Annotated in this window: 26 protein-coding genes; 8 read left to right on the top strand and 18 right to left on the bottom strand. The window is 69.0% G+C overall.

Translation table 11 applies throughout. The features are described from left to right. Position 1: 1 nt before the first annotated feature. Genes ABT313_RS13100 through ABT313_RS13110 form a run of 3 tightly spaced genes read right to left on the bottom strand, consistent with a single transcriptional unit; the run spans position 2 to position 2,373 of the window. A complete protein-coding gene (locus tag ABT313_RS13100) occupies positions 2 to 667 on the bottom strand; it encodes a response regulator (protein ID WP_350851784.1) in 666 nt (221 codons plus the stop codon). Beyond that, positions 642 to 1,838, bottom strand: a complete 1,197-nt coding sequence (locus ABT313_RS13105) for a sensor histidine kinase (protein WP_350851786.1) — start codon at positions 1,836 to 1,838, stop codon at positions 642 to 644. Before ABT313_RS13105 ends, ABT313_RS13100 begins: the two co-directional genes overlap by 26 nt. Positions 1,839 to 1,851: 13 nt before the next feature. Further along, positions 1,852 to 2,373, bottom strand: a complete 522-nt coding sequence (locus ABT313_RS13110; protein ID WP_350851788.1) for a hypothetical protein — start codon at positions 2,371 to 2,373, stop codon at positions 1,852 to 1,854. A 391-nt stretch (positions 2,374 to 2,764) separates the two neighbouring features. Here ABT313_RS13110 and ABT313_RS13115 point away from each other — a divergent pair, with 391 nt between their 5' ends. Together ABT313_RS13115 and ABT313_RS13120 are read left to right on the top strand one after the other, a co-directional pair. Next, positions 2,765 to 3,307: a hypothetical protein gene (locus ABT313_RS13115; protein WP_350851790.1), complete on the top strand. Its 543-nt coding sequence runs from the start codon at positions 2,765 to 2,767 to the stop codon at positions 3,305 to 3,307. A 102-nt stretch (positions 3,308 to 3,409) separates the two neighbouring features. Next, positions 3,410 to 3,895, top strand: a complete 486-nt coding sequence (locus ABT313_RS13120; RefSeq protein WP_350851791.1) for a hypothetical protein — start codon at positions 3,410 to 3,412, stop codon at positions 3,893 to 3,895. Between the two features lie 56 nt (positions 3,896 to 3,951). Here the strand turns inward: ABT313_RS13120 and ABT313_RS13125 are convergent, their stop codons facing one another. Further along, on the bottom strand, positions 3,952 to 4,503 hold the full coding sequence (locus tag ABT313_RS13125; protein WP_350851793.1) for a YceI family protein: 552 nt from the start codon (positions 4,501 to 4,503) through the stop codon (positions 3,952 to 3,954). A 148-nt stretch (positions 4,504 to 4,651) separates the two neighbouring features. On the opposite strand from ABT313_RS13125, the gene ABT313_RS13130 reads away from it, so the two are divergent. The 4 genes from ABT313_RS13130 to ABT313_RS13145 all read left to right on the top strand — a co-directional run bounded on the left by ABT313_RS13130 (position 4,652) and on the right by ABT313_RS13145 (position 6,485). Next, positions 4,652 to 5,041: an SRPBCC family protein gene (locus ABT313_RS13130; protein WP_350851795.1), complete on the top strand. Its 390-nt coding sequence runs from the start codon at positions 4,652 to 4,654 to the stop codon at positions 5,039 to 5,041. Positions 5,042 to 5,128: 87 nt separating this feature from the next. Further along, positions 5,129 to 5,617 carry an FBP domain-containing protein gene (locus ABT313_RS13135; RefSeq protein WP_350851797.1) on the top strand — a complete coding sequence of 163 codons (489 nt, stop codon included), beginning with the start codon at positions 5,129 to 5,131 and terminating at the stop codon, positions 5,615 to 5,617. A 64-nt stretch (positions 5,618 to 5,681) separates the two neighbouring features. Continuing rightward, entirely contained in the window at positions 5,682 to 5,945 is a 264-nt protein-coding gene (locus ABT313_RS13140) for a hypothetical protein (RefSeq protein ID WP_137257717.1), read from the top strand. 21 nt (positions 5,946 to 5,966) lie between these two features. After that, on the top strand, positions 5,967 to 6,485 hold the full coding sequence (locus tag ABT313_RS13145; RefSeq protein WP_350851799.1) for an orotate phosphoribosyltransferase: 519 nt from the start codon (positions 5,967 to 5,969) through the stop codon (positions 6,483 to 6,485). Positions 6,486 to 6,488: 3 nt separating this feature from the next. On the opposite strand, the gene ABT313_RS13150 is transcribed toward ABT313_RS13145, so the two are convergent. Both ABT313_RS13150 and ABT313_RS13155 read right to left on the bottom strand, forming a co-directional pair. After that, the gene (locus ABT313_RS13150; protein WP_350851801.1) at positions 6,489 to 7,739 is read right to left on the bottom strand and encodes an exonuclease domain-containing protein; all 1,251 of its coding nucleotides are present in this window, start codon (positions 7,737 to 7,739) and stop codon (positions 6,489 to 6,491) included. Between the two features lie 80 nt (positions 7,740 to 7,819). Further along, positions 7,820 to 8,455 carry a C40 family peptidase gene (locus ABT313_RS13155; RefSeq protein ID WP_350851803.1) on the bottom strand — a complete coding sequence of 212 codons (636 nt, stop codon included), beginning with the start codon at positions 8,453 to 8,455 and terminating at the stop codon, positions 7,820 to 7,822. A gap of 18 nt (positions 8,456 to 8,473) precedes the next feature. On the opposite strand from ABT313_RS13155, the gene ABT313_RS13160 reads away from it, so the two are divergent. Next, positions 8,474 to 8,629, top strand: a complete 156-nt coding sequence (locus ABT313_RS13160) for a hypothetical protein (protein ID WP_165546543.1) — start codon at positions 8,474 to 8,476, stop codon at positions 8,627 to 8,629. Positions 8,630 to 8,728: 99 nt separating this feature from the next. Here the strand turns inward: ABT313_RS13160 and ABT313_RS13165 are convergent, their stop codons facing one another. Both ABT313_RS13165 and ABT313_RS13170 read right to left on the bottom strand, forming a co-directional pair. Next, a complete protein-coding gene (locus ABT313_RS13165) occupies positions 8,729 to 9,220 on the bottom strand; it encodes a metallophosphoesterase family protein (RefSeq protein ID WP_350851806.1) in 492 nt (163 codons plus the stop codon). 11 nt (positions 9,221 to 9,231) lie between these two features. After that, positions 9,232 to 10,221, bottom strand: a complete 990-nt coding sequence (locus ABT313_RS13170) for a Rossmann-fold NAD(P)-binding domain-containing protein (protein ID WP_350851808.1) — start codon at positions 10,219 to 10,221, stop codon at positions 9,232 to 9,234. Between the two features lie 182 nt (positions 10,222 to 10,403). Between ABT313_RS13170 and ABT313_RS13175 the strand changes: the two genes are divergently transcribed. Further along, positions 10,404 to 10,715, top strand: a complete 312-nt coding sequence (locus ABT313_RS13175) for a hypothetical protein (RefSeq protein ID WP_350851810.1) — start codon at positions 10,404 to 10,406, stop codon at positions 10,713 to 10,715. 190 nt (positions 10,716 to 10,905) lie between these two features. Here ABT313_RS13175 and ABT313_RS13180 read toward each other — a convergent pair whose 3' ends face one another. The 10 genes from ABT313_RS13180 to ABT313_RS13225 all read right to left on the bottom strand — a co-directional run bounded on the left by ABT313_RS13180 (position 10,906) and on the right by ABT313_RS13225 (position 18,353). Continuing rightward, positions 10,906 to 11,352 carry a hypothetical protein gene (locus ABT313_RS13180; RefSeq protein WP_350851812.1) on the bottom strand — a complete coding sequence of 149 codons (447 nt, stop codon included), beginning with the start codon at positions 11,350 to 11,352 and terminating at the stop codon, positions 10,906 to 10,908. Further along, the gene (locus tag ABT313_RS13185; protein ID WP_350851814.1) at positions 11,349 to 11,594 is read right to left on the bottom strand and encodes a hypothetical protein; all 246 of its coding nucleotides are present in this window, start codon (positions 11,592 to 11,594) and stop codon (positions 11,349 to 11,351) included. Before ABT313_RS13185 ends, ABT313_RS13180 begins: the two co-directional genes overlap by 4 nt. Positions 11,595 to 11,743: 149 nt before the next feature. Then, positions 11,744 to 12,235, bottom strand: coding sequence for a hypothetical protein (locus tag ABT313_RS13190; protein ID WP_350851815.1), 492 nt, complete (start codon positions 12,233 to 12,235; stop codon positions 11,744 to 11,746). Further along, positions 12,235 to 12,612 (bottom strand): hypothetical protein, encoded by a 378-nt coding sequence (locus ABT313_RS13195; protein WP_350851817.1) that lies wholly within the window; start codon positions 12,610 to 12,612, stop codon positions 12,235 to 12,237. Before ABT313_RS13195 ends, ABT313_RS13190 begins: the two co-directional genes overlap by 1 nt. Next, entirely contained in the window at positions 12,609 to 13,919 is a 1,311-nt protein-coding gene (locus tag ABT313_RS13200; RefSeq protein WP_350851818.1) for a restriction endonuclease fold toxin-2 domain-containing protein, read from the bottom strand. The genes ABT313_RS13195 and ABT313_RS13200 overlap by 4 nt, the downstream gene beginning before the upstream one ends. 18 nt (positions 13,920 to 13,937) lie before the next feature. Continuing rightward, entirely contained in the window at positions 13,938 to 14,198 is a 261-nt protein-coding gene (locus ABT313_RS13205; RefSeq protein WP_130388988.1) for a hypothetical protein, read from the bottom strand. A gap of 19 nt (positions 14,199 to 14,217) precedes the next feature. Then, complete coding sequence (locus tag ABT313_RS13210) at positions 14,218 to 14,895, bottom strand: hypothetical protein (protein ID WP_350851821.1); 678 nt, start codon at positions 14,893 to 14,895, stop codon at positions 14,218 to 14,220. Beyond that, a complete protein-coding gene (locus tag ABT313_RS13215) occupies positions 14,892 to 17,636 on the bottom strand; it encodes an FtsK/SpoIIIE domain-containing protein (protein WP_350851822.1) in 2,745 nt (914 codons plus the stop codon). The genes ABT313_RS13210 and ABT313_RS13215 overlap by 4 nt, the downstream gene beginning before the upstream one ends. A gap of 104 nt (positions 17,637 to 17,740) precedes the next feature. Continuing rightward, a complete protein-coding gene (locus ABT313_RS13220; RefSeq protein WP_350851824.1) occupies positions 17,741 to 18,136 on the bottom strand; it encodes a VOC family protein in 396 nt (131 codons plus the stop codon). A gap of 7 nt (positions 18,137 to 18,143) precedes the next feature. Then, the gene (locus ABT313_RS13225; protein WP_350851826.1) at positions 18,144 to 18,353 is read right to left on the bottom strand and encodes a hypothetical protein; all 210 of its coding nucleotides are present in this window, start codon (positions 18,351 to 18,353) and stop codon (positions 18,144 to 18,146) included. Between the last annotated feature and the right edge of the window lie 75 nt (positions 18,354 to 18,428).

Genomic DNA, 18,428 nt, shown 5'->3' on the forward strand with positions numbered 1-18,428 from the left:
CCTAGTGTCGCGGACCTGGGGTCACCACGCCTGCCTCATAGGCGTAGACGACTGCCTGAGCCCGGTCTCGCAGGTCCAGCTTGGTCAGGATGTTGCTGACATGCGTCTTCACGGTCTGCTCGGCCAGCACCAGCTCGTCGGCGATCTGCCGGTTGGACAGTCCCCGGGCAACCAGCCGCAGTACGTCGGTCTCCCGCGGCGTCAGCTGCACCGGCGTGATCGGTACGACGGGCTGCGCTCGCGCGAAGTCCTCCACGAGCCGACGGGTGACGGACGGGGCCAGCAGCGCATCACCGGCGGCCACGACTCGTACGGCCGCGGCCAGCTCGTCGGGCGTGGAGTGCTTCAGCAGGAACCCGCTCGCGCCGGCGCGAAGTGCGGCGTACACGTAGTCGTCGAGGTCGAACGTCGTCAGCATCACGACCCGCGGCGGCTCGCCCGGGGTCGAGCCGGCCAGGATGCGCCGGGTCGCGGCGAGGCCGTCGAGGACCGGCATACGCACATCCATCAGGATCACGTCCGGTTTCAGCTCCGCGGCCAACTCCACTGCCTGCGCGCCGTCACCAGCTTGTCCGACAACCTGAAGACCTGGCTGCGCATCGAGCAACGCGCTGAACCCGGCCCGCACCATCTCCTGGTCGTCAACCACCATGACCGTGATCGCCACTCGCCACCTCCTGCCCGACCGGAATGATCGCCTGCACCAGGTAACCGCCCTCAGGGGTCGGCGCAGCGCTCATCGTCCCCTCCACGAGCGCCACGCGCTCACGCATCCCTGTCAGCCCGTGACCACTACCCGGCGCTGCCGCCGGCCCACCTGGCGGCGGAGTGTTGTGCACGGTGACCTCTAGCTCGTCACCGGTCCGCTTGACCGCCACCTCCACTACTGCGTGCGGTGCATGCCGTACTGCGTTGCTCAGCGCCTCCTGCACAACCCGGTAGGCCGTCAGCTCAAGGGTCTGGTCGAAACCCGTTGGCACCTCACCTGTCAGCCGCACGTCCGCACCAGCCCGGCGCGTGCTCTCGATGAGGTCAGCCAGCTCCCCCAGTCCTGGCTGCGGCCCGAGCTCCCCCATCGGCGGCTGTTCGACCGGCTCGCGCAGCAGCCGCAGTACTCGGCGCATCTCAGTCAGCGAGACACGTGCCGCGTCGGCGATCTCGGTGAACTCCTCACGGACGTTCTCCGGTACGTCGGCCAGCCGGTGGGGCGCACTGTCCGCGCGTACGACCACAACCGACATGTGGTGTGCCACGACGTCGTGCAGCTCGCGTGCGATCCGCGCCCGCTCCTGCAGGCGCTCCCGCTCCGCGCGCTCGGCCTTGGTGATGGTCTCCTGCTCGGCCAACCGCCTGTTCGTCTGACTACGGGTGTGGATCAGGTCGCCCACCACGATCGCCACGGCCGAGAGGATCGCCATGGTGATCAGACCACGCAAGCTGCCGCGGTCCGGCGCCAGCTCGACAGCGACGACGCCTACCGCTTGCGTGGCCACCCACCAGGCGACCTGCTCGCGCCGGCCGAGTCCACGAGCACCTGCGATCGCGATGACAAACGAGTGGCCGAACGCTGCCGTAGTACCCCACGGCCACGGTTCACTCGAGCTGACCGGCGTCGTCACCGCCGCGGTGATGGCTGTCGTGATGAGCGAGACCAGCATCGCGGCCCGCGGCCGCAGCCACACCAGGCCCAGGGCCAGCGCCCGCGCGAGGGCGAGCGCCAGCACCGCGCCTAGCTGTACCTCGTAGTGCTGCCCGAGATCCATGACCGTCAGGACGAGCAGCGCGGCGACCCCGAACGCCGCCGCCCACGCCCACCGCCCGTGCGGCCACTTGTTCACGGTTGGACCCTACTCACAGTTGCTCGAACCAGGACCAGAAGAACGCCAGACTCCCCGCCGCCAGCACGATAGTTGCCGGAAGCACCCATTTGCGGGCGGCCAGTCCGTACAGCGGCCGGACCAGCTGGGCCTGCAGCGCCGCGATCCCCCACAGCACGAACAGGAACGCGACGATGCACGGTACGGCGATCAGCCCGTGGGCCGTCCACGCGCCGGCCCGCGTCGGACCGCCCCACGTGCCGGGCTCGATCGGGCCATGCTCCACGAAGCCCCAGAACGGGCCGCGCACGACAGCCGTCACCACCAGCAGCATCAGGAACCAGCTCATCAGCCCGAGCACCGCGCTGAGCAGTCCGTAGCCGAACACGACACCGGCCGAGGGTTCGCCGACGGCCCGGCCCTTGCCGACCAGACCGCGCCAGCCGAGCCGGTACGCCGCCAGCCTGCGCCAGCGCCGTCCGGCGGCCTGCGGCTCCCCGAGCATCGCGTCCGCCAGCGTCTGCACACTGACCGGCGCCAGCACCGCGTCGTACACCAGCGACCTAGCCAGCGACCTTGCCAGCGACCGAACCAGCGACCGCGCGCGTGACCGGGCTCGTGGCTGAACCTGTGACCGGGCCGGCCGCTGCGCCCTGTCGTCCGCCGGTCGGGTGTCCGCCCTGTGGCGGCTGAGTATGTCCGTCATCGTGTCTCCTCGAGTCTCAGGTCCTGAGATAGAGGCTAGAAATCGGACGCTCCCGGCACATCCAGCCCGGGAGCCAACCGGCGCCCAGTACCCCGGTAGGGGGTCGACTGTGATCCAGGTCACAGTGACCACGATGCGTGTCCCGACGTTACACGGTCAGTGCCGGACGGCGTACACGGCTCGCTGGGCTGCCCGACGGCACGAGCGGCGAGGCCGCGCCCAACAGGAGGTACTGGACACCATGCGCATGCGGAACCTGGCGGTGGCCGCCACGCTGATCCCGGTTTTGCTCGTTCCCGGCTGCGGCACCGACGCCGGCGTCGCGAACGCGGCACCTGCTGCCCAGAAGGCGGCCCGCCCGAGTCTCACCGACGAGGCGGCAGCGGCGGCCGGCTCCGACGACCCGGTGGTCAACGCGTACTACGCGTACCGGATCGCCCTCGACGCGATGATGCGCAGCGGCGGCGGGCGGACGACGCAGCTGCAGCAGGTGATGACACCGAAGATGTACCAGGCGATCAGCGCCCAGGCGAAGTACTTCCGGACGAAGAAGCTGCACAACACCGGCACGACGAAGGTCCTGTGGGCGCAGCGGACCATCGCCTCCAACGGCGTCATCGTCAGCGCCTGCTATGACACCTCCGCGGCCCGCACGGTGAACTCCCGCGGCCACTCCGTCCTCCCGAACACCACCCCGACCCGCTGGCTGGACCAGATGCGCGTCCTCCCCCAGCAGTCCCGCTGGATCGTCGACGGCGGCACCACCACCCCGAACGCCTGCTGATTCGTCCCAGTGGGATCACGATTGCGTGGCCCCCGGATTCCGCTTGCCGACCTCGGGAACACTCACCAGCAAGTGCCGGCTGGGTATGTCTGGGGTCCACCGATGATCGACACGAGTTTCCGCCGTTGGCTGCCGACGTGGTGCGGTGGCCGTCGTACGCCGGAGTCCTTCCGGCGGACGAACTCCCGCGTCAGCCGCCTCGCCGTCCAGTACGACGCCGAGGTCGACGCGGCGCTGCAACGCCTGTGGCCGAAGGCGCGGATCTATCACGACCGCGAATTCACCCGGGACCGCGCGGACTTCCTGCTCGTGGTCCGCGGCCGCGGCGTGATGATCGAGACCAAGGTGAAGAGCGACCCCGGGCCGTTCCGCGGCTCGACGCTCCCGCCGCTGCTCGATCGCCTGCAGCGCGACGGCCGGCGTCTCGTCGTACTGCTCAACCAAGGCGACCCCGAGCCCGCGCGCGACCTGGTCACCACCAAGCTCGGCGACAAGGGCCGCATCGTCGTCTGGTCCGGGCCGCACCACGACACCGAGCTCCGCGAGGCCGTCGAATCGCTCCTGCACCAGACGAGTCGCCACGCCTGAACGCACGAGTGGGTGCCGCCGACCGGCGACACCCACCGCGAAGTCAGGCAGACAGGTCAGGCGTTCTTGATCGCCGAGACCTCGAGCTCCAGCGTGACCTTCTCGCTGACGAGGACGCCGCCGCCCTCGAGCGCCGCGTTCCAGCTGACGCCGAAGTCCTTGCGGTTGATCACGACCGAGCCCTCGAGGCCGACGCGCTGGTTGCCGAACGGGTCGGTCGCCGCACCGGTGTACTCGAACGTCACGTCGACCGGCTTGGTCACGCCGCGGATCGTCAGGTCGCCCGACACCACGAACTCGCCGTCGCCGCTCGGCTTGACCGCGGTCGAGGTGAACGTGATCTCCGGGTGCTCGTCCATCGCGAGGAAGTCGTTGCTGCGCAGGTGCTCGTCGCGCTGGCCGTTGCGGGTGTTGATGCTCTTGGCCTGGATCGTCACCGTGCCGGACGAGTTGGCCGGGTTCTCGCCGTCGATGTGGAACGAGCCCTCGAACTCGTCGAACGCACCGCGGACCTTGGTCACCATCGCGTGCCGGGCGCTGAACCCGATCCGGGTGTGCGCCGCGTCGAGCGTGTAGTCGCCGGACAGTGCGGCGTACTCGTTGGACATCGCGGATTCCTCCAGAGGACTAGTTGAACTTTACACAGTACAGATTTCACCTTTGACGCTCAGAAGTCCACCCCCCACCCGGCGTGTTCACCTCATGGACCTGTCGGGGTCGGAGAATGGACGCGGTCGAGGAGAGAGTGGGAGTTCGGTGGAGCGGAAGGTGTTCTGCGCGTCGGGGCCGAACGACGTCTATCGCGCGGTGAGTACGTCGCTCGGCCGGGAGCGGTTCTGGGCCACCTCGGCGCCGGAGTCGGGCGGGGTGATCTCGTTCGTGCTCGGCGACGGGCGGACCGGTGAGTGCCGGATCGAGGAGGCCGTCCAGGACGAGCGCTACCGGCTGCAGTACTTCGGCAGCACGCTCACGTTCGCGCTCGCCGCCGGGGAGACCGGCGGGACCGAGCTCACGCTCAGCTCGACCGATCCCGGCGATTGCGCGGAGGTGGTCTCACTGCTGCTGCGACTGAAGGCCTTCGTGGACTTCGGCGTCGATCTCCGCAGCCACGACGAGACCCGGGGGACGTCGTACGCCGACAGCTGACCGTTGCCCCTGGCAACCGAGTTAATCGGTTGCGGCGGGCCGTCGGCACCGGGTCTCATAGATGGCCGGAGAAACTGGAGGACCGTCGTGGAACCGCTCAGCGGCGACGAGATCAGGCGCTCGTTCGTCAATTCGACCAAGAGCCAGGTGAAGGCGATCGCGCTGCCGTCGCGGTTCACCGAGCTGCACTGGGAGTCGCTGGACTTCCTCGGCTGGCGCGATGCCAAGGCGCCGAACCGCGGCTACCTGGTGGTGCGCCGCGAGGGCGGGGTGACCGGGATCGCGGTCAGCACCCAGAACTCGGGAGCAGTCCGCCGGTTCGCCGGACTCTGCGACCTCTGCAACACCGCGCATCACGTCAGTGACGTCGCGTTGTTCGCCGCCCGCCGCGCCGGTTCGGCCGGCCGCGAGGGCAACACGGTCGGCATGTACATCTGCGCCGACCTCGCCTGCTCGCTGTACATCCGCGGCCTGCGCGAGCTCGACCTGCCCCAGGGCGAGACCGCGACACCGGAGGTCCGCTCGGAGCGACTCACGACCCGCCTGGAAACTTTCGTCCGACGCGTGCTCAGCTGAGGTCCCGGGACACTACGCTGGTCCCACCATCGGCCCGCAGAGGACAAGAGGAGAGCGAGTCGCGATGACCGAGTTCCGCATCACGCACGAGATCCACCAGACACACCCGGACATCCGCGAGAAGCTCACCGCCACCACGATCGAGGCGATCAACGAGTCCAGCGCCCGCTCCGCCGAGGACGCGGCCCGCGTGCTGCGGCACAAGCTCGCCGAGATCGGCGTCCAGATGAGCGAACCCGCCTGCCTGTCCGCGATCGAACGCATCCGCTCCGGCAAGCAGCTCCGCTTCGAGATCGAACCCCTCCCCGACGAGGACGACCTCGCCTAGGCGCCGGATAGGGTGCCGGGTGTGGACCTACAGGAACTCGGCCGGCGGATCTATGCGACAGCTCACCTGACCGGGGAGTTCGTCCTGCGGTCCGGACAGACGACGACGGAGTACTTCGACAAGTACCGGTTCGAGGCCGATCCGGTCCTGCTGGACGAGGTGACCGCGGCCATGGTCCCGCTGATCCCGCCGGGCACCGAGGTCCTGGCCGGGCTGGAGATGGGCGGCATACCGGTCGTGACCGCACTGGGCCGTCACAGCGGGCTGCCGTGCGCGTTCGTCCGCAAGGAGGCGAAAGCGTATGGCACTCGCCGCCTGGCCGAGGGCGCCGACATCGAGGGACGCCGCGTCACGATCGTCGAGGACGTCGTCACCACCGGCGGACAGATCGTTTTGTCGACCAACGATCTCCGCGCGCTCGGCGCGAAAATCACCGACGCGCTCTGCGTCATCAACCGCAACGCGACCACGCCTGATCCACTCACCGAGGCCGGGCTGACCCTCCACGCCCTGCTGAACCCGGAGCACCTGATCGCCTGACACTCACCCGGCCTTGCGCTCGCTCTTGTGCTCGCTTGTGCGCTCGGCCGGGATCATCCTGCGGAAGTCGTCGACCGAGATGATCGGGACCTCGAACTCGCGCGCCACCCGAGCCTTCACCGACAAGCTGTCGACATCCGCGGCCACCACGAACGTCGTCTCCGGCCGGACCGCCTCCTGCGGAACGAACCCAGCCGCCACCGCGCGATCCCACCACACCTCGCGCGGCTCGACCATGTCACCGGTGAAGACCATCGTGCTGCCCGGCGGAAACCCGCGCGAGCCAGGACGATCCGGTACGACGTACTGCCCGGCGCTGGCCCGGAGCAGCGCATCGTCGACATCGGTCGCGCGACGCCCGAGCATGACAGCGACCCGGTCGACGTCGTTGCGCTGATCCGGTGTGATCGTCCCGTCGCCCCAGGACGCCGTCGCGAGCGCAGCCACATACCAGCGATGCAGACTGTCGACCTGCGGACGCGTCAGCCCCAGCTCCGTGGCCACCTGCACCAACTGATCCGCGTCGGCTGCCGTGATCTCCCCGTTGGCGAGGATCGTGTCGAGCAGCACGAGGTACGAGTCGGCCTGCGGCGGCTCGGGCACTCGTGGCAGCTGGTCGACGAGTCGGCTCATCCAGCCATGGCGTCCACCGGCGTGCACCGGACGAACTGTCGGCGCGACGTCGGACCCCGGCAAGGCCGGCCAGGGCAGGCGTCGGACCTCCTCGTAGGCCCACTGCCACGGCGGCGGTGACGGAAACGCCTTCAGGTACTGGGAAAACAGCTCGGCGGTCGCTCGCGTGTCGGCCATCGCCGAATGCCAGCCTTCGATCGAAATGCCGGCGGCCGCGCAGCAAGCGCCGAGCGTCCGCTTCGCGCCCGGGTAGAGATAACCCGCCAGCGCCATCGTGCACATCGACCGCTCGGTGATCAGCGGCACCGTGACCCCGAGACGCGCGAACTCCGCGCGCAGGAATCCGAGATCGAACTCGACGTTGTGCCCGACCACCATCCGCCCGGCCAGCAACTGCCCCAACTGCCGCGCGATGTCACCGAACTCCGGCGCCGCCAGAACGTCGGCGGTCAGAATCCCGTGGATATGCTGCGGCCCCAGGTCCCGCTGGGGGTTGAGCAACGTCACCCACTCGTGCTCGACCTGCCCGCGGGCGTCGAGCAGCACGACCGCGATCTCGATGACCCGATGCCGATGGCCCGGCAGCAGGCCGGTCGTCTCGGTGTCGATGACCGCATACATCCGGGCCTCCTCCGGCTCTGCTCCGGCTTTATGACCGACTGGAACAACCCAATCACACGCCGCCGACAGTTTCCGTCGGGTCAGGCGTCGACTGGGATCTCGACCTCGATCTCTTCACCCAGCCGCGCTCCGTGCGCCAGCTCGAGTTCGTCGCCGCTCCAGAACCGGCCCGGGTCGTACCAGTTCAGCTTCCGCCCCCGCAGCAGTCCCATCTCCTCGTACGTCACCGCGACCACCTCGGCGCAGTACGCCGACTCCAGCTCGAGCTCGCGCGATCCGCGCCGGAACGCCGGTACGCGACCGCGCACCCACCTCGACGCGAGACGAGCCGTCGACGGGAACGGCGTACCGTCCAGCCGCGCCACGGTCCGCAGTACGGCGTCCTCCATCTCGCGCGTGACGGGGTGGTCGAGCTGCCGCAGCCAGGCCTGCTGGCCGTACTTGCGGGCCCACACCAGTACCGCGTCGCGCAGATTGTGCAGCTGGGCGCCGCGCTGGTGCTGCCCGGTCCACATGTCCGGCAGCGAACGGCCGAGCTCCGCGTGCCACATCAGCGGCGGGAGGTCTTCGACGACGACCGCCATCCCGACGTGGTTGACCGGGCTGTTCGTGGTCAGTTGGATAGCGCGATCCGCCGCGCTGCCGCCGCGGAACAGCCAAATGTCACCTGTTCGTGTCAGTTCCGTAGCGTCATCCAGTGAAATCCGGCTGGTCACGTCGCTAGGTTAGTCGTCATGAAGGTATGGAAGGTGGTAGGACTTGCGGGGCTCGTCGGCGTGGCCGCAACGGGCGTAGTCATCGCGCGGGGCGAGCGGAAGCGCCGCGCCTACACGCCGGAAGAGGTGCGGGACCGCCTCAAGACCCGGGTCAAGGAAGCAGCGAACGCCTGACCCGGCACAACGATCGGCCGGGCCGGCCGGACACGCCGTAACTCGGTGGTACGGCGCTGACCCCGCCTGCCCGGCCGAATCCGTTGCAGCACGCAACCTCTAAAGGTTGTGGAGGGCAACGTCTTCCAGCCGGCCGGCGGTGCTCGTCGCGGTCTGGAACGTGCAGTACGGCTGCTTGCGGCGATCCGTCGGCGACCCCGGATTCAGCAGCCGCAGTCCGCCCGGGCTCGTCGTGTCCCACGGGATGTGGCTGTGCCCGAACACGAGCAGGTCAACCCCCGGGTACGCCGCTTCACAGCGCGCCTCGCGCCCCTTGGCCGAACCGGTCTCATGCACCACGGCAACCGACAGCCCGTCGAGGGTCACGCGCGCAACCTCAGGCAGACGCGCCCGTAGATCCGGGCCGTCGTTGTTGCCCCAGCACCCGACGAGTCGGGCCGCGCGAGCCTCCAACTCGTCCAGCAATCCGACGCTCACCCAGTCGCCCGCATGGATGACCACGTCGGCACGCTCGATCGCCTCCCAGACCGGCTCCGGCATCTTCTTCGCCCGAACCGGCAGGTGAGTGTCCGAGATCAGCACCAGGCGCATGCGCCTACTGTCTATGCCTTGAGTGCCTCGATCAACTCCTTCTCCTTCGCCGGGCTCAGCCCCGCGCGTCGCTCCCGCTCCAGGCCGAGCTCCCGCTCCCACGCGAGCGCGTCGACCAGGAACTCCCGGCGCGGCCGATGGGTCAGCCCGGCCGCGGCCGCGGCCGCCCCGCTCCGCGACGACCAGCCCTCGTACCCAGGCTCGGTCAGCCACATCGCCAGCGACTCCGGCCCCATGTATTGCTCGACCTTCTGCTCCTCCAGCCACTCCCGCGGCGCCGGCACGACCGGCCCGGTGTGACCACCGACCTCACGGGCCAGCTCGATCCACTCGCCGAACGGCACCACTGGACCGCGCGTGTCGAACGTCCCGGTCCGGCCCTCGGTCGCGTTGTCCAGCAGCCAGCCGGCAAGATCCCGGACGTCGATCACCGATGTCGCCAGCCCGGGCGTGTCCGGCACGAGCATCGGCTCCTCCGGCGCACGCGCCGCCCGCGCCACCCACGTCCCCGACCGGTCGCTCCGGTCCCCCGGACCGCCGATCAAGCCGGCGCGGGCGATCACGAGCCGATCCCCCACCACCTCGCGTGACGCCAGCTCGCACGCGACCTTGGCCTCGCCGTACAGCTCCTGCTCGACCACCTCCAGCTCCGTCGGCTCCCGCAGTACTGCGGTCTCGTCCGCGCCGGGCGTGTCGTACTTCGCGTAGGCGTTCACCGAGGACACGTACGTCCAGTGCTTCGCCCGCGCGCCGAAGGCGGCCAGTGCACCCCGCACGAACCCTGGCTGCCACGACACCTCGAACACGGCATCCCAGTCCCGCGGCGGGACAGCGTCGTACGCATCCGGGCGGCTGCGATCGGCAGCTATCAGCGTGGCGCCCTCCGCGATCGCACCGCTCTCGCCGCGCGCCACACACGTCACCGAATGGCCGCGCGCGACCGCTTGCGCAGCGATCTCGCGACCGAGCCACGCCGTCCCACCGAGGATCAGAATCTCCATGCGGGCAAGCCAATCAGGCCCGACCGACAAAACCCAGACACCTCTGCCAAGGGCAGAAACGGCGTGTGACCGCCCTCCCCGCGTCAGGTCACCGTAAGACTTCGGGCCTTGCCAGGCAGGCGATCCGGGCGCACTGTCGAAGGAGACACCCAGGGGTGAGTGTCCGACCACAGGGGGAAGAGATGGCTGGTTTCGTTCAGATCATCGAGTACCGGACGTCGAAGCCGGACGAGATCAAGGCGCTGATGGAGGACTACAGCGCCAAGCGCGAAGCCGACGGCGACGGGCCGAAGCCGATCCGCAGCCTCAGCTGCGCCGACCGGGACGAGCCCGGACGGTACTTCGCGATCGTCGAATTCGCGTCGTACGACGAGGCGATGGCGAACTCCGCGCGGGCCGACACGTCCGAGATGTCGGCGAAGATGATGGAGCTCTGCGACGGCCCCGGCAGGTTCTACAACCTCGATCTGCTGGAGGAGATGGACAACCGCTGACCGGTGCCGGCCCAGGCGTATCGCGAGTCCGCCTGGGCCGGTACCACGCCTGGGTACGGCGTACGCCACCTCGCCGAGGCGCACGCCGTACCCTGGCCACGCCCGGTGCCGGGAGGGGAGACGGCACCGATGCGCGTTCGGGGGCAGCTCGGGTCCGCGGCGCCGGATCCAAGCTGCGTCAGCTGATTGGTCAGCGAAAGACTCGGTACGACGTCCAGGCAGACGGCGGCGCGGCGCCGTGCTTGCGGCTGAACTCACCCTCCGGCCCGAACCCTCGATCGGTACCCCGGTCAGTGCCCAGGTCGCCGTCGGAGTGGAGCGGGTCGGGGTCCTGCGGCTCGGGGGCCGAGTGCAGGTCCGGCCAGGGCCGGGGTGGCAGGGACTCGCGGGGCGGCAGCCTGAGGTCGGGGTCCGGACCCCGTTCCGGGTCGAGCCACTCGACCTCGGTCGCCCCGCCGTGACCGTGGATCGCGATGACGGACTCGATGCCGTCCCACACGGTCGTGGTCGGATAGTCGCCGTACCAGCGCAGCGCCACGGCTCCGTCGGTGAACTGCACGCCCTCGGCGACAGGCCCGGTGCCGCTGACACCGGAGACATCTTGATGACGGATCAACCGGAAACGACGGGAACTCATTTCGGCGCAACCTCCCAGAGCCGTTCCCCCGGCAGCTTCCGCTCCGGACCGGGATCCTGGTCCGGCACCGGGTCACTGGTCACCCGCAGACCGGCGAACCTGCGCGACATGGCCGCGGCGTACCGCTCGGCCAGCTCGGCCTCGGCCCGGTAATCGGCAACCACATGGTCCCCGAACCAGACCCGCACCCGCCGCCGCTCCACCCGGACCGCCCCCGGGTGAGGATCACCATCGTCAGCCATCTCAATACACCCGGCCCCGAACCGAGCCGTTTCCCATCAGCGACCTCGCACAACCTTTCACGTCAATCACTTCCACTTCCCTGTGGGGATGGGTTCACAGGTAGTGACGAAGCTCTCAGCCGTTCATGACGCGATTCCCCAGAAAATTCTCACCCGCCGTGAGGACCCCCACCGACCCACGGCCGCCAGACCCCGATGTCATCCAGGTCCATCGACGTCCCGGCCGGAAAGGAGCGCACGCCGGCACCCGGCCGGTACGCCGCTACGACGGTCGACAAAGCATTAGTGAGAACCAGAGCCACGCGAGGCGCAGTCGCAGCAAGCTCGCTGAAGATCGTGCACGCCTCACGGGTCTGCGCCTGCACGTCTTTCACCCCCGCAAGCCGAACCTTGGCCATGCCGGTGCAACCGTCGATCACGGATACCTCGTCCGGTTCGGGATCCACCACGAGATGGATGTTCGGCCGTACCAACAGCAGCACGCCCAGACCGTCGGTGAACCGCGATTGTTTCTTGAAGAGATACTCACCTTCTTCAAGATCGGGAGACTCGAGCCGCTCCAGCCCCAGCGTCCGCGCCATCCACTCCGCCACATCCTCAACAGCCCCACCCGAGAAGAAGATGTCGTCGTCGCTCGACATCAGCTGATACGCCGCCGGATCTCGTCGGCACTCAGCTCCGGCGTCAGCTCGACGGTCGTCATCGAAGCAGGCTCAATCAGGTGGATCCCTGGCCGCCCAGGAAGCACCACCCGGACGAACCACTCCGCAAACTCGGCAGCAGCCTCAGCATCCGCCGGCTCCAGACTCACCGCCTGCCCCGTCCCGCTCAGCGCAACCCCCAACTCCCGCGACCCAGGCCCCAGCGGAATCAACGCCTCCAGCCCCATCGTCGACCCCGCAACCGCCCCCACCTCAACCCGCGCCCCCGGCCACCGCTCCCGCAAAGCAGCGGCGAACTCCCCCGCGTCAACAACCCAGTCCGGCTGCTCCAACGGTGCGACGACGTACTCCGTCATGAATCATCCTCTGGTTTGAGCGTCACGTTTCCTGAGATGTCCAGTGCTCGCATGCGGTCCTGGAAGTATGCCGCCGCATCGTGGTCGTTGGTGATGATTTCGAGCCCTTCGACCGGGTTCGACCTGTCCTCGATCACCTCTCGGTACTTGAGCAGCATGTGATCGTTCTTCTCTTCCGCGATCTGGCGCAGGAACGGCGGCAGCGAACTCGGTCGATAGAACGACGAGCCCGAAGTCGGAGCGACGTACTTGGCGTCCTGCGCGCGACGCAGGACAGCGTCGAGTCCATCCGCCCACACCGCACGGGGAAGCCGCTCATCGACCGTCAGCCGGAACTCGACAGGTCCGCAGTGTTCGCGCTGGAACTCCATCTCCGGGCCGGAGCCGACGATCGGCCGGACCCGTCCGACCTCGATCAGCCGCTGCGTATAGTCGCCGAAATCGCCGCCGAGCTCGACCTCCTGGAGCTCTACGTCCTGGAGTTCCACGTCGACTGGTTCCGCAGGCTCTGCCCCCGGCTGGCGATCCGGCAGGTCGGGGAGTTCGACGTTGACGACTATCGGTTGGGGGCGGTCTTCTTCCGGGTAGTCGAAGGTGGCTGTTGTTTCGTCTGTGGTGATGGTGAGGTTGGCGTGTTGCCACTGTTGGTCGGCGGTGGTGGCCATGGATGCCAGGAGGGCTTTGACGGCTTCGGTGAGGTCTACTTCGATTTGGAAGTCTTCGAGGAGGTGTTCGTTGCGTTTCTTGTCCTGTTTCTCGTCGCGTTCCTCGAATTCGATCTCGCCGGTTTCGGTGATGCGGATCTCTACCTCGAGCGGCTCGGCGTCGCGTTCTTCCTCGTCGTCCTTCTCGTGGGACTTGCGGTATTTTTCGAAGGCTTTGCGGGCGACCGTGATCAGCGGGGGCTCGTTGTCTTCGGCAACTTCCAGGTCTTCGTACTCGTAGCTGAGGCGCTTGGTCCGCCCCAGCGAGTCGAGGTCGCCGGAGCCGCTGGTGAGCTTGTTGCGGTCCGCGGAGTCCGACGACGGGCGGTTCGTCGACGGGCCTGCGGTGCCGACGAGGCCTTCGGCCCAGCCGCGGGCCTTCGGGGGCGCCATCGACAGGTAGTGGGCGGCGGCTTCGCAGGCCCGGGCGGCGGCGTCCAGTTGCTGGGCAGCGACGGTTGCCTGACCGCGGGACGCGATCAGCGCGAGTTGCGCGTTCTCCCGGCACCGTACGGCGGTCCGCTGCAACTGCTCGACCACGCGCGGGATCTCGTCGAAGCAGTCGACCAGACCGCGCGCGACCCGCTGCAGCTCCGACGGCATCCCGGCGCCCCCACAGCCTCAGATCTGGTCGGCGTAGTTCTTGCAGCCGGCGGACGCGATCTCGAGGGCCTCGGCGGCCTGCTCGACCGCCTTGCTCGCGGCCTCCAGGATCTCGGTGATGTCGCGATCGATACCGGTCGCGGTGCCCGCGATCAGGCTCTCCACCAGCTGGCTGTGCTGGGTGAAGCGGAGCTTGAACCCGGCCAGGCCGCCGGCCGCCTGCTTGGCCTCCATCGAGACCTGGTGCAGCTGTTCCTTGAGCCGCAGTACGTCGGACACCTCAACCCACTCCCAAACCCTAGTTGCGCTTCTTCGGCAGCACGATCGCCGTACCCGCTACCACGACCGGCACCCCGATCCCGATCCACCACGGCAGACCGGCCGCCATCAACACGAAGACCACGACCGCACCGCCCCAGCCCCACCAGCGCGCGCCGGGCAGCCGCGGCAGCCCGAGCACCCGCGAGGCGGCCAGCATCGTGACGGCCGCGATCGCCGCGGCCTCGACCCCAGCCAGGAACGACCTGCTGAACACCCACACCACCACGAACCCGACCAGCGCCAGGACCGCGCTGATGGTACGCCGCTTGCGCTGTTCCTGAAGCGCCCGGGCCGTAGCCCGGACCTCTTCCAGCTGGTCAACGGCTTCGGACAGCTGCGACGTGATGCGCTCGGCAACGGTCTCTATGTCGTTCAGCGCCCGGATCTCGGGCAGCGTGTGGTTCGCCCGCTTCCCCTCGGCGGGCAGCCCGGCGCGCTGCAGGCTGGCCGCGGCCTTCTCGGCGAGCGCGTTCAGCCGGGTCTGCAGCTTCAGGCCGCGCTCGGCCATCGCGTCGGCCTCTGCCGCCGCGGTCGCCTCGGCCTTGGACTTGTGCGCGGTCAACCGGTCCTGCGCCTGTTGCGCGTCGGCGCGCGCCATCGCGACCGTGCGCAACGCCCGCACGTACTCCGACCACTCCTGCTCGATCGTCTTCATCGACGTACCAGCTCCACCGTGCGATCCACCTCGTCCGCCCGCAGCGCGGCGAACGGTACGACGACCTGTGCCTCAGGATGCAGCCCGTCCCACAGCAGCGCCCGATGCGGCTCCGACGCCCATCGCACCAACGGCCCTGCCACCGCCCGTACGCCGTCCTGCGGGTGCCGCAGGAACAGATGCGTCGCCACGTTGGCCCGCCCGTACCCGAGCTGCTCGGTGCAGACATGCAGCCGGTTCCACCACCCGTACGTGATCAGGCCCTGGGCCGGCCCGTCCCGCACGATGTCCTGCAGCGCGTTCGCCGGGCTCTCGAAGTACCCCTCGGCGTGTACCTGCATCCGCGGTACGCCGTGGAACCCGAACCCGAGCAGGTACGTCCCGCCGGCCTGCCCCGTCCGCATCGCCTCCCGCAACGCGAACAGCCGCGGCGCGATGTCGTCATGCTTGTCCACGGTCTCGACCTCGCAGCCGAGCTCCCGCAGTACCTGCACCAGCGCATCCTTGCCCTCGGCAACCGCCGGCGCCGAGTTGGTCCCGTCGACGAACACGAACCGCGGCGGGTCCACCGCAGCCGCCGCCGTCGACACCGCCAACCCGGTCAGTACGCCGAGCGCGTCCGCCGGACCGTCCCCCAGCACGAGTACGCCGCCGCCGGGCTCGGGCCGCACCTCGACGGACACCGGCTCCTCGGTCACCGCGATCGGCAACCCCGTCCACGGCCGCCCGAACTCGGGCTTCACCGCGGCGGCCGTCTCCGTCAGATGCGCGGGCTCGGCCAGGTGGAACACCCGCGGGGGCCGAACCTCCGACCCCGCGCGCGACCACAGCTCGTGCCGCAGTACGTCCAGCACCGGCTTGTCCGCGAAGCTCACGAGCACATGCTGGTTGTCGTCCGGCGACCCGAAATTCGCGTTCAGCACGGCCTCGCCGCGGAACTGCAGTTCGGCCGCCGCCGTGTTCCCGCTCCGCAGGATCGCCTGCGAGTCGGCCGGCGTCGTCTTCAGCGCGATCCGGTACGGCACCTGGCCGAAGATCGAGTCCCGCCGCGTCGACAGCCGCTTCACGCCCTCGATCGTCTGCGTCGCCAGTACGACGTGCACGCCGTACGCACGTCCCAGCCGGACCAGCCGCTCCAGCAACTTCGCGGCCTCGTCCGCCAGCTCGTCGTCGTCCTCGAGCAGCACCTGGAACTCGTCGAGTACGACGAGGATGCGCGGCGGCCGATCCGGACCCGGCGCGAGCTCCGCGATGTCGGCGACGTTGCCGTGCGACTTGAAGATCTCGCTGCGCCGCGCGAGCTCGTCCGACAGATGACGCAGTACGGCGAGACCGAACGCGCGGTCGCTGTGCACGCCGAGGACCCGCACCTGGGGCAACCAGTGCGGCCGGTTCGGCCCCGGACCCAGCGCCGAGAACTCGACGCCGTGCTTGAAGTCGAGCAGGTACATCTCCAGGTCCGCCGGTGCGTACCGCGCCGCGAGCCCGTGGATCAGAACGAGCAGCAGGTTCGACTTGCCCTGGCCGACCGCGCCGCCGACGAGCACGTGCGGAAGCGCCGGGTTGCCGCTACGCAACCGCACCAGCGCCGGCGTGCGGTCGTCGTACCCGATCACGGCGCCGATCTCGTCCTTGACCGGTTGCCACCAGGTGGAACGGTCCGGCAGGGTCCGTTCGAAATCGATGGTCGGCAGGACGGCGATGTCGGCCTGCTCGGCGATGACGTCACAGATGCCGGCGGCAACGGTCGCGTCGAACGGCGGGTCGAGTCTTGCCGGCGGCAACTGCGCGACCTCGACCTTGTCATTGCTGATGACAACGGGATTGAGGAGCTCGAGCAACTGTTTCGAGTCGACGTCCAGCTCGGCCGCGGTCGAGGCGTCGTAGTGCACGAGGAAACAGATCCCCCGCTTGCCGGCGGTCGCGGCCAGCCGGAGCAGGTCGCGCTGGGCGAGCGTGTCGATGCCGGACGGGTAGTCGAAGAGGATGACGAGCCGGTACGGATCGGTGACCTGCCCGGTCTCCTTGAGCAGCTCCTCGAACCGCTCGTGCCCAAGCTGCGCCTGCCGGCTCGCCCGCAGCGACGAGACGTCGACCAGCCCCGACAGCACGGTGTGCAGCTGCTCCGCGGTGTGCGTTGCCCTCGGCACCAATTGCGGGTACTTCGTGGTCAGGTGACCGAGCAGCCCCATCATCCCGGTCAGTCGCGGATCGAACGCGTCGACGCGGAGCCGGAACGGTTCCGCCGCCGCGATCAGCCGCAACGCGATGCTCTGCAGCAGCCGGCGCGCGTTCTCGTTGCGGTCCGCGGTGACCTTCCAGCCGTTCGTCTGGAGCAGCGGCGCGACCACCGGCGTACCGGCGTCCAGCTCACCGACCCGCACGTACGACGGGACGCCCGCGCCGACCAGCTGCCGGGAACGCCAGCGCGCGTCGTTCGGCGGGATCGAACCCAGGCCGGGCGCGAGCCGGTCCGCGAGCAACCGGGCCTTCGGCTCGGCCTCGGACAACGCCTCGGCGGTCTTCGCGTCGACCAGCCCGCGCGACTCGCGCCGCGCGACAGCCGTCTGCTCCTGTAACTGACGATGCAGCCGGACCGCGCGCTGATGCTCGCCCTGGGTCAACCGCCGCGCGTTCTCCAGCAGCTGTCCCAGCGCATGCTGCAGACCGCGGATCCGCGCTTCCAGTAGCTCCGGCGAGGCCGACCCGGGCACACTCGCCCCGTCAGGCTTCTCCGTCACGAGCACCGCCCTTCCACTTGCCCCGTGACCGTACTGATTGCCTGGAGTAACCATGTCACACCTGTAGTCCCATCCGTCACTCCAGGCATCAGTAGTCTCACCTGCTAATCGGGCGCGACGATCTCGAGCTCGTAGCCGTCGGTGTTGTGGAGGAAGGCGGCGTAATGCTGCGGGCCGCCGGCGTACGGATGGCGGTCGGCGAACATCAGCGTCCAGCCGTGTTCGGCCGCCTCGTCGACGACGGTGTCCACCTCGGCCCGGCCGGCGGCGTTCAGCGCCAGGTGGTTCATCCCGGGCCGCATCCGGTCGTGCTCGGCGGCCGACATCGCGGGGCTCTGCTCGACCACGACGTACGAGCCGTCGGGGGCGATCCAGGTCATGCCGCCGGGCCAGCCGTCACCGTCCTTCCAGCCCAGCCGGTTGAGGACCCAGCCCCAGCTTGCGACGGCCCGGGACAGGTCCGGGACCCAGATCTCGACGTGATGCACCGCGGCGACCATCGCAGCATTATCTGTGCTCGGCGGAATGGTGCGACACCGCCGCCGAGATCCAGCCCGCGATCGCCCCGGAGACCAGCAGCCAGACCAGGGCGGCGACCAGCCACGGCCACCACGGACGGGCCTGGGCGGCCTCGGCCACCGCCTTGCCGAACAGGCCGCCGCCGGGCGCGAAGACGCACACGAGCAACACCCGCGCGATCGTCGTCTCCCTGGTCATTTCTTCATTGTGAGAGGCAGCCGCCGACCCTGCAGAAACCTTGGCGTTTCGCGCCCCTTCACCTTTCTGTCTGTG

The sequence above is a fragment of the Kribbella sp. NPDC000426 genome (assembly GCF_040300265.1).
Lineage (GTDB): Bacteria > Actinomycetota > Actinomycetes > Propionibacteriales > Kribbellaceae > Kribbella.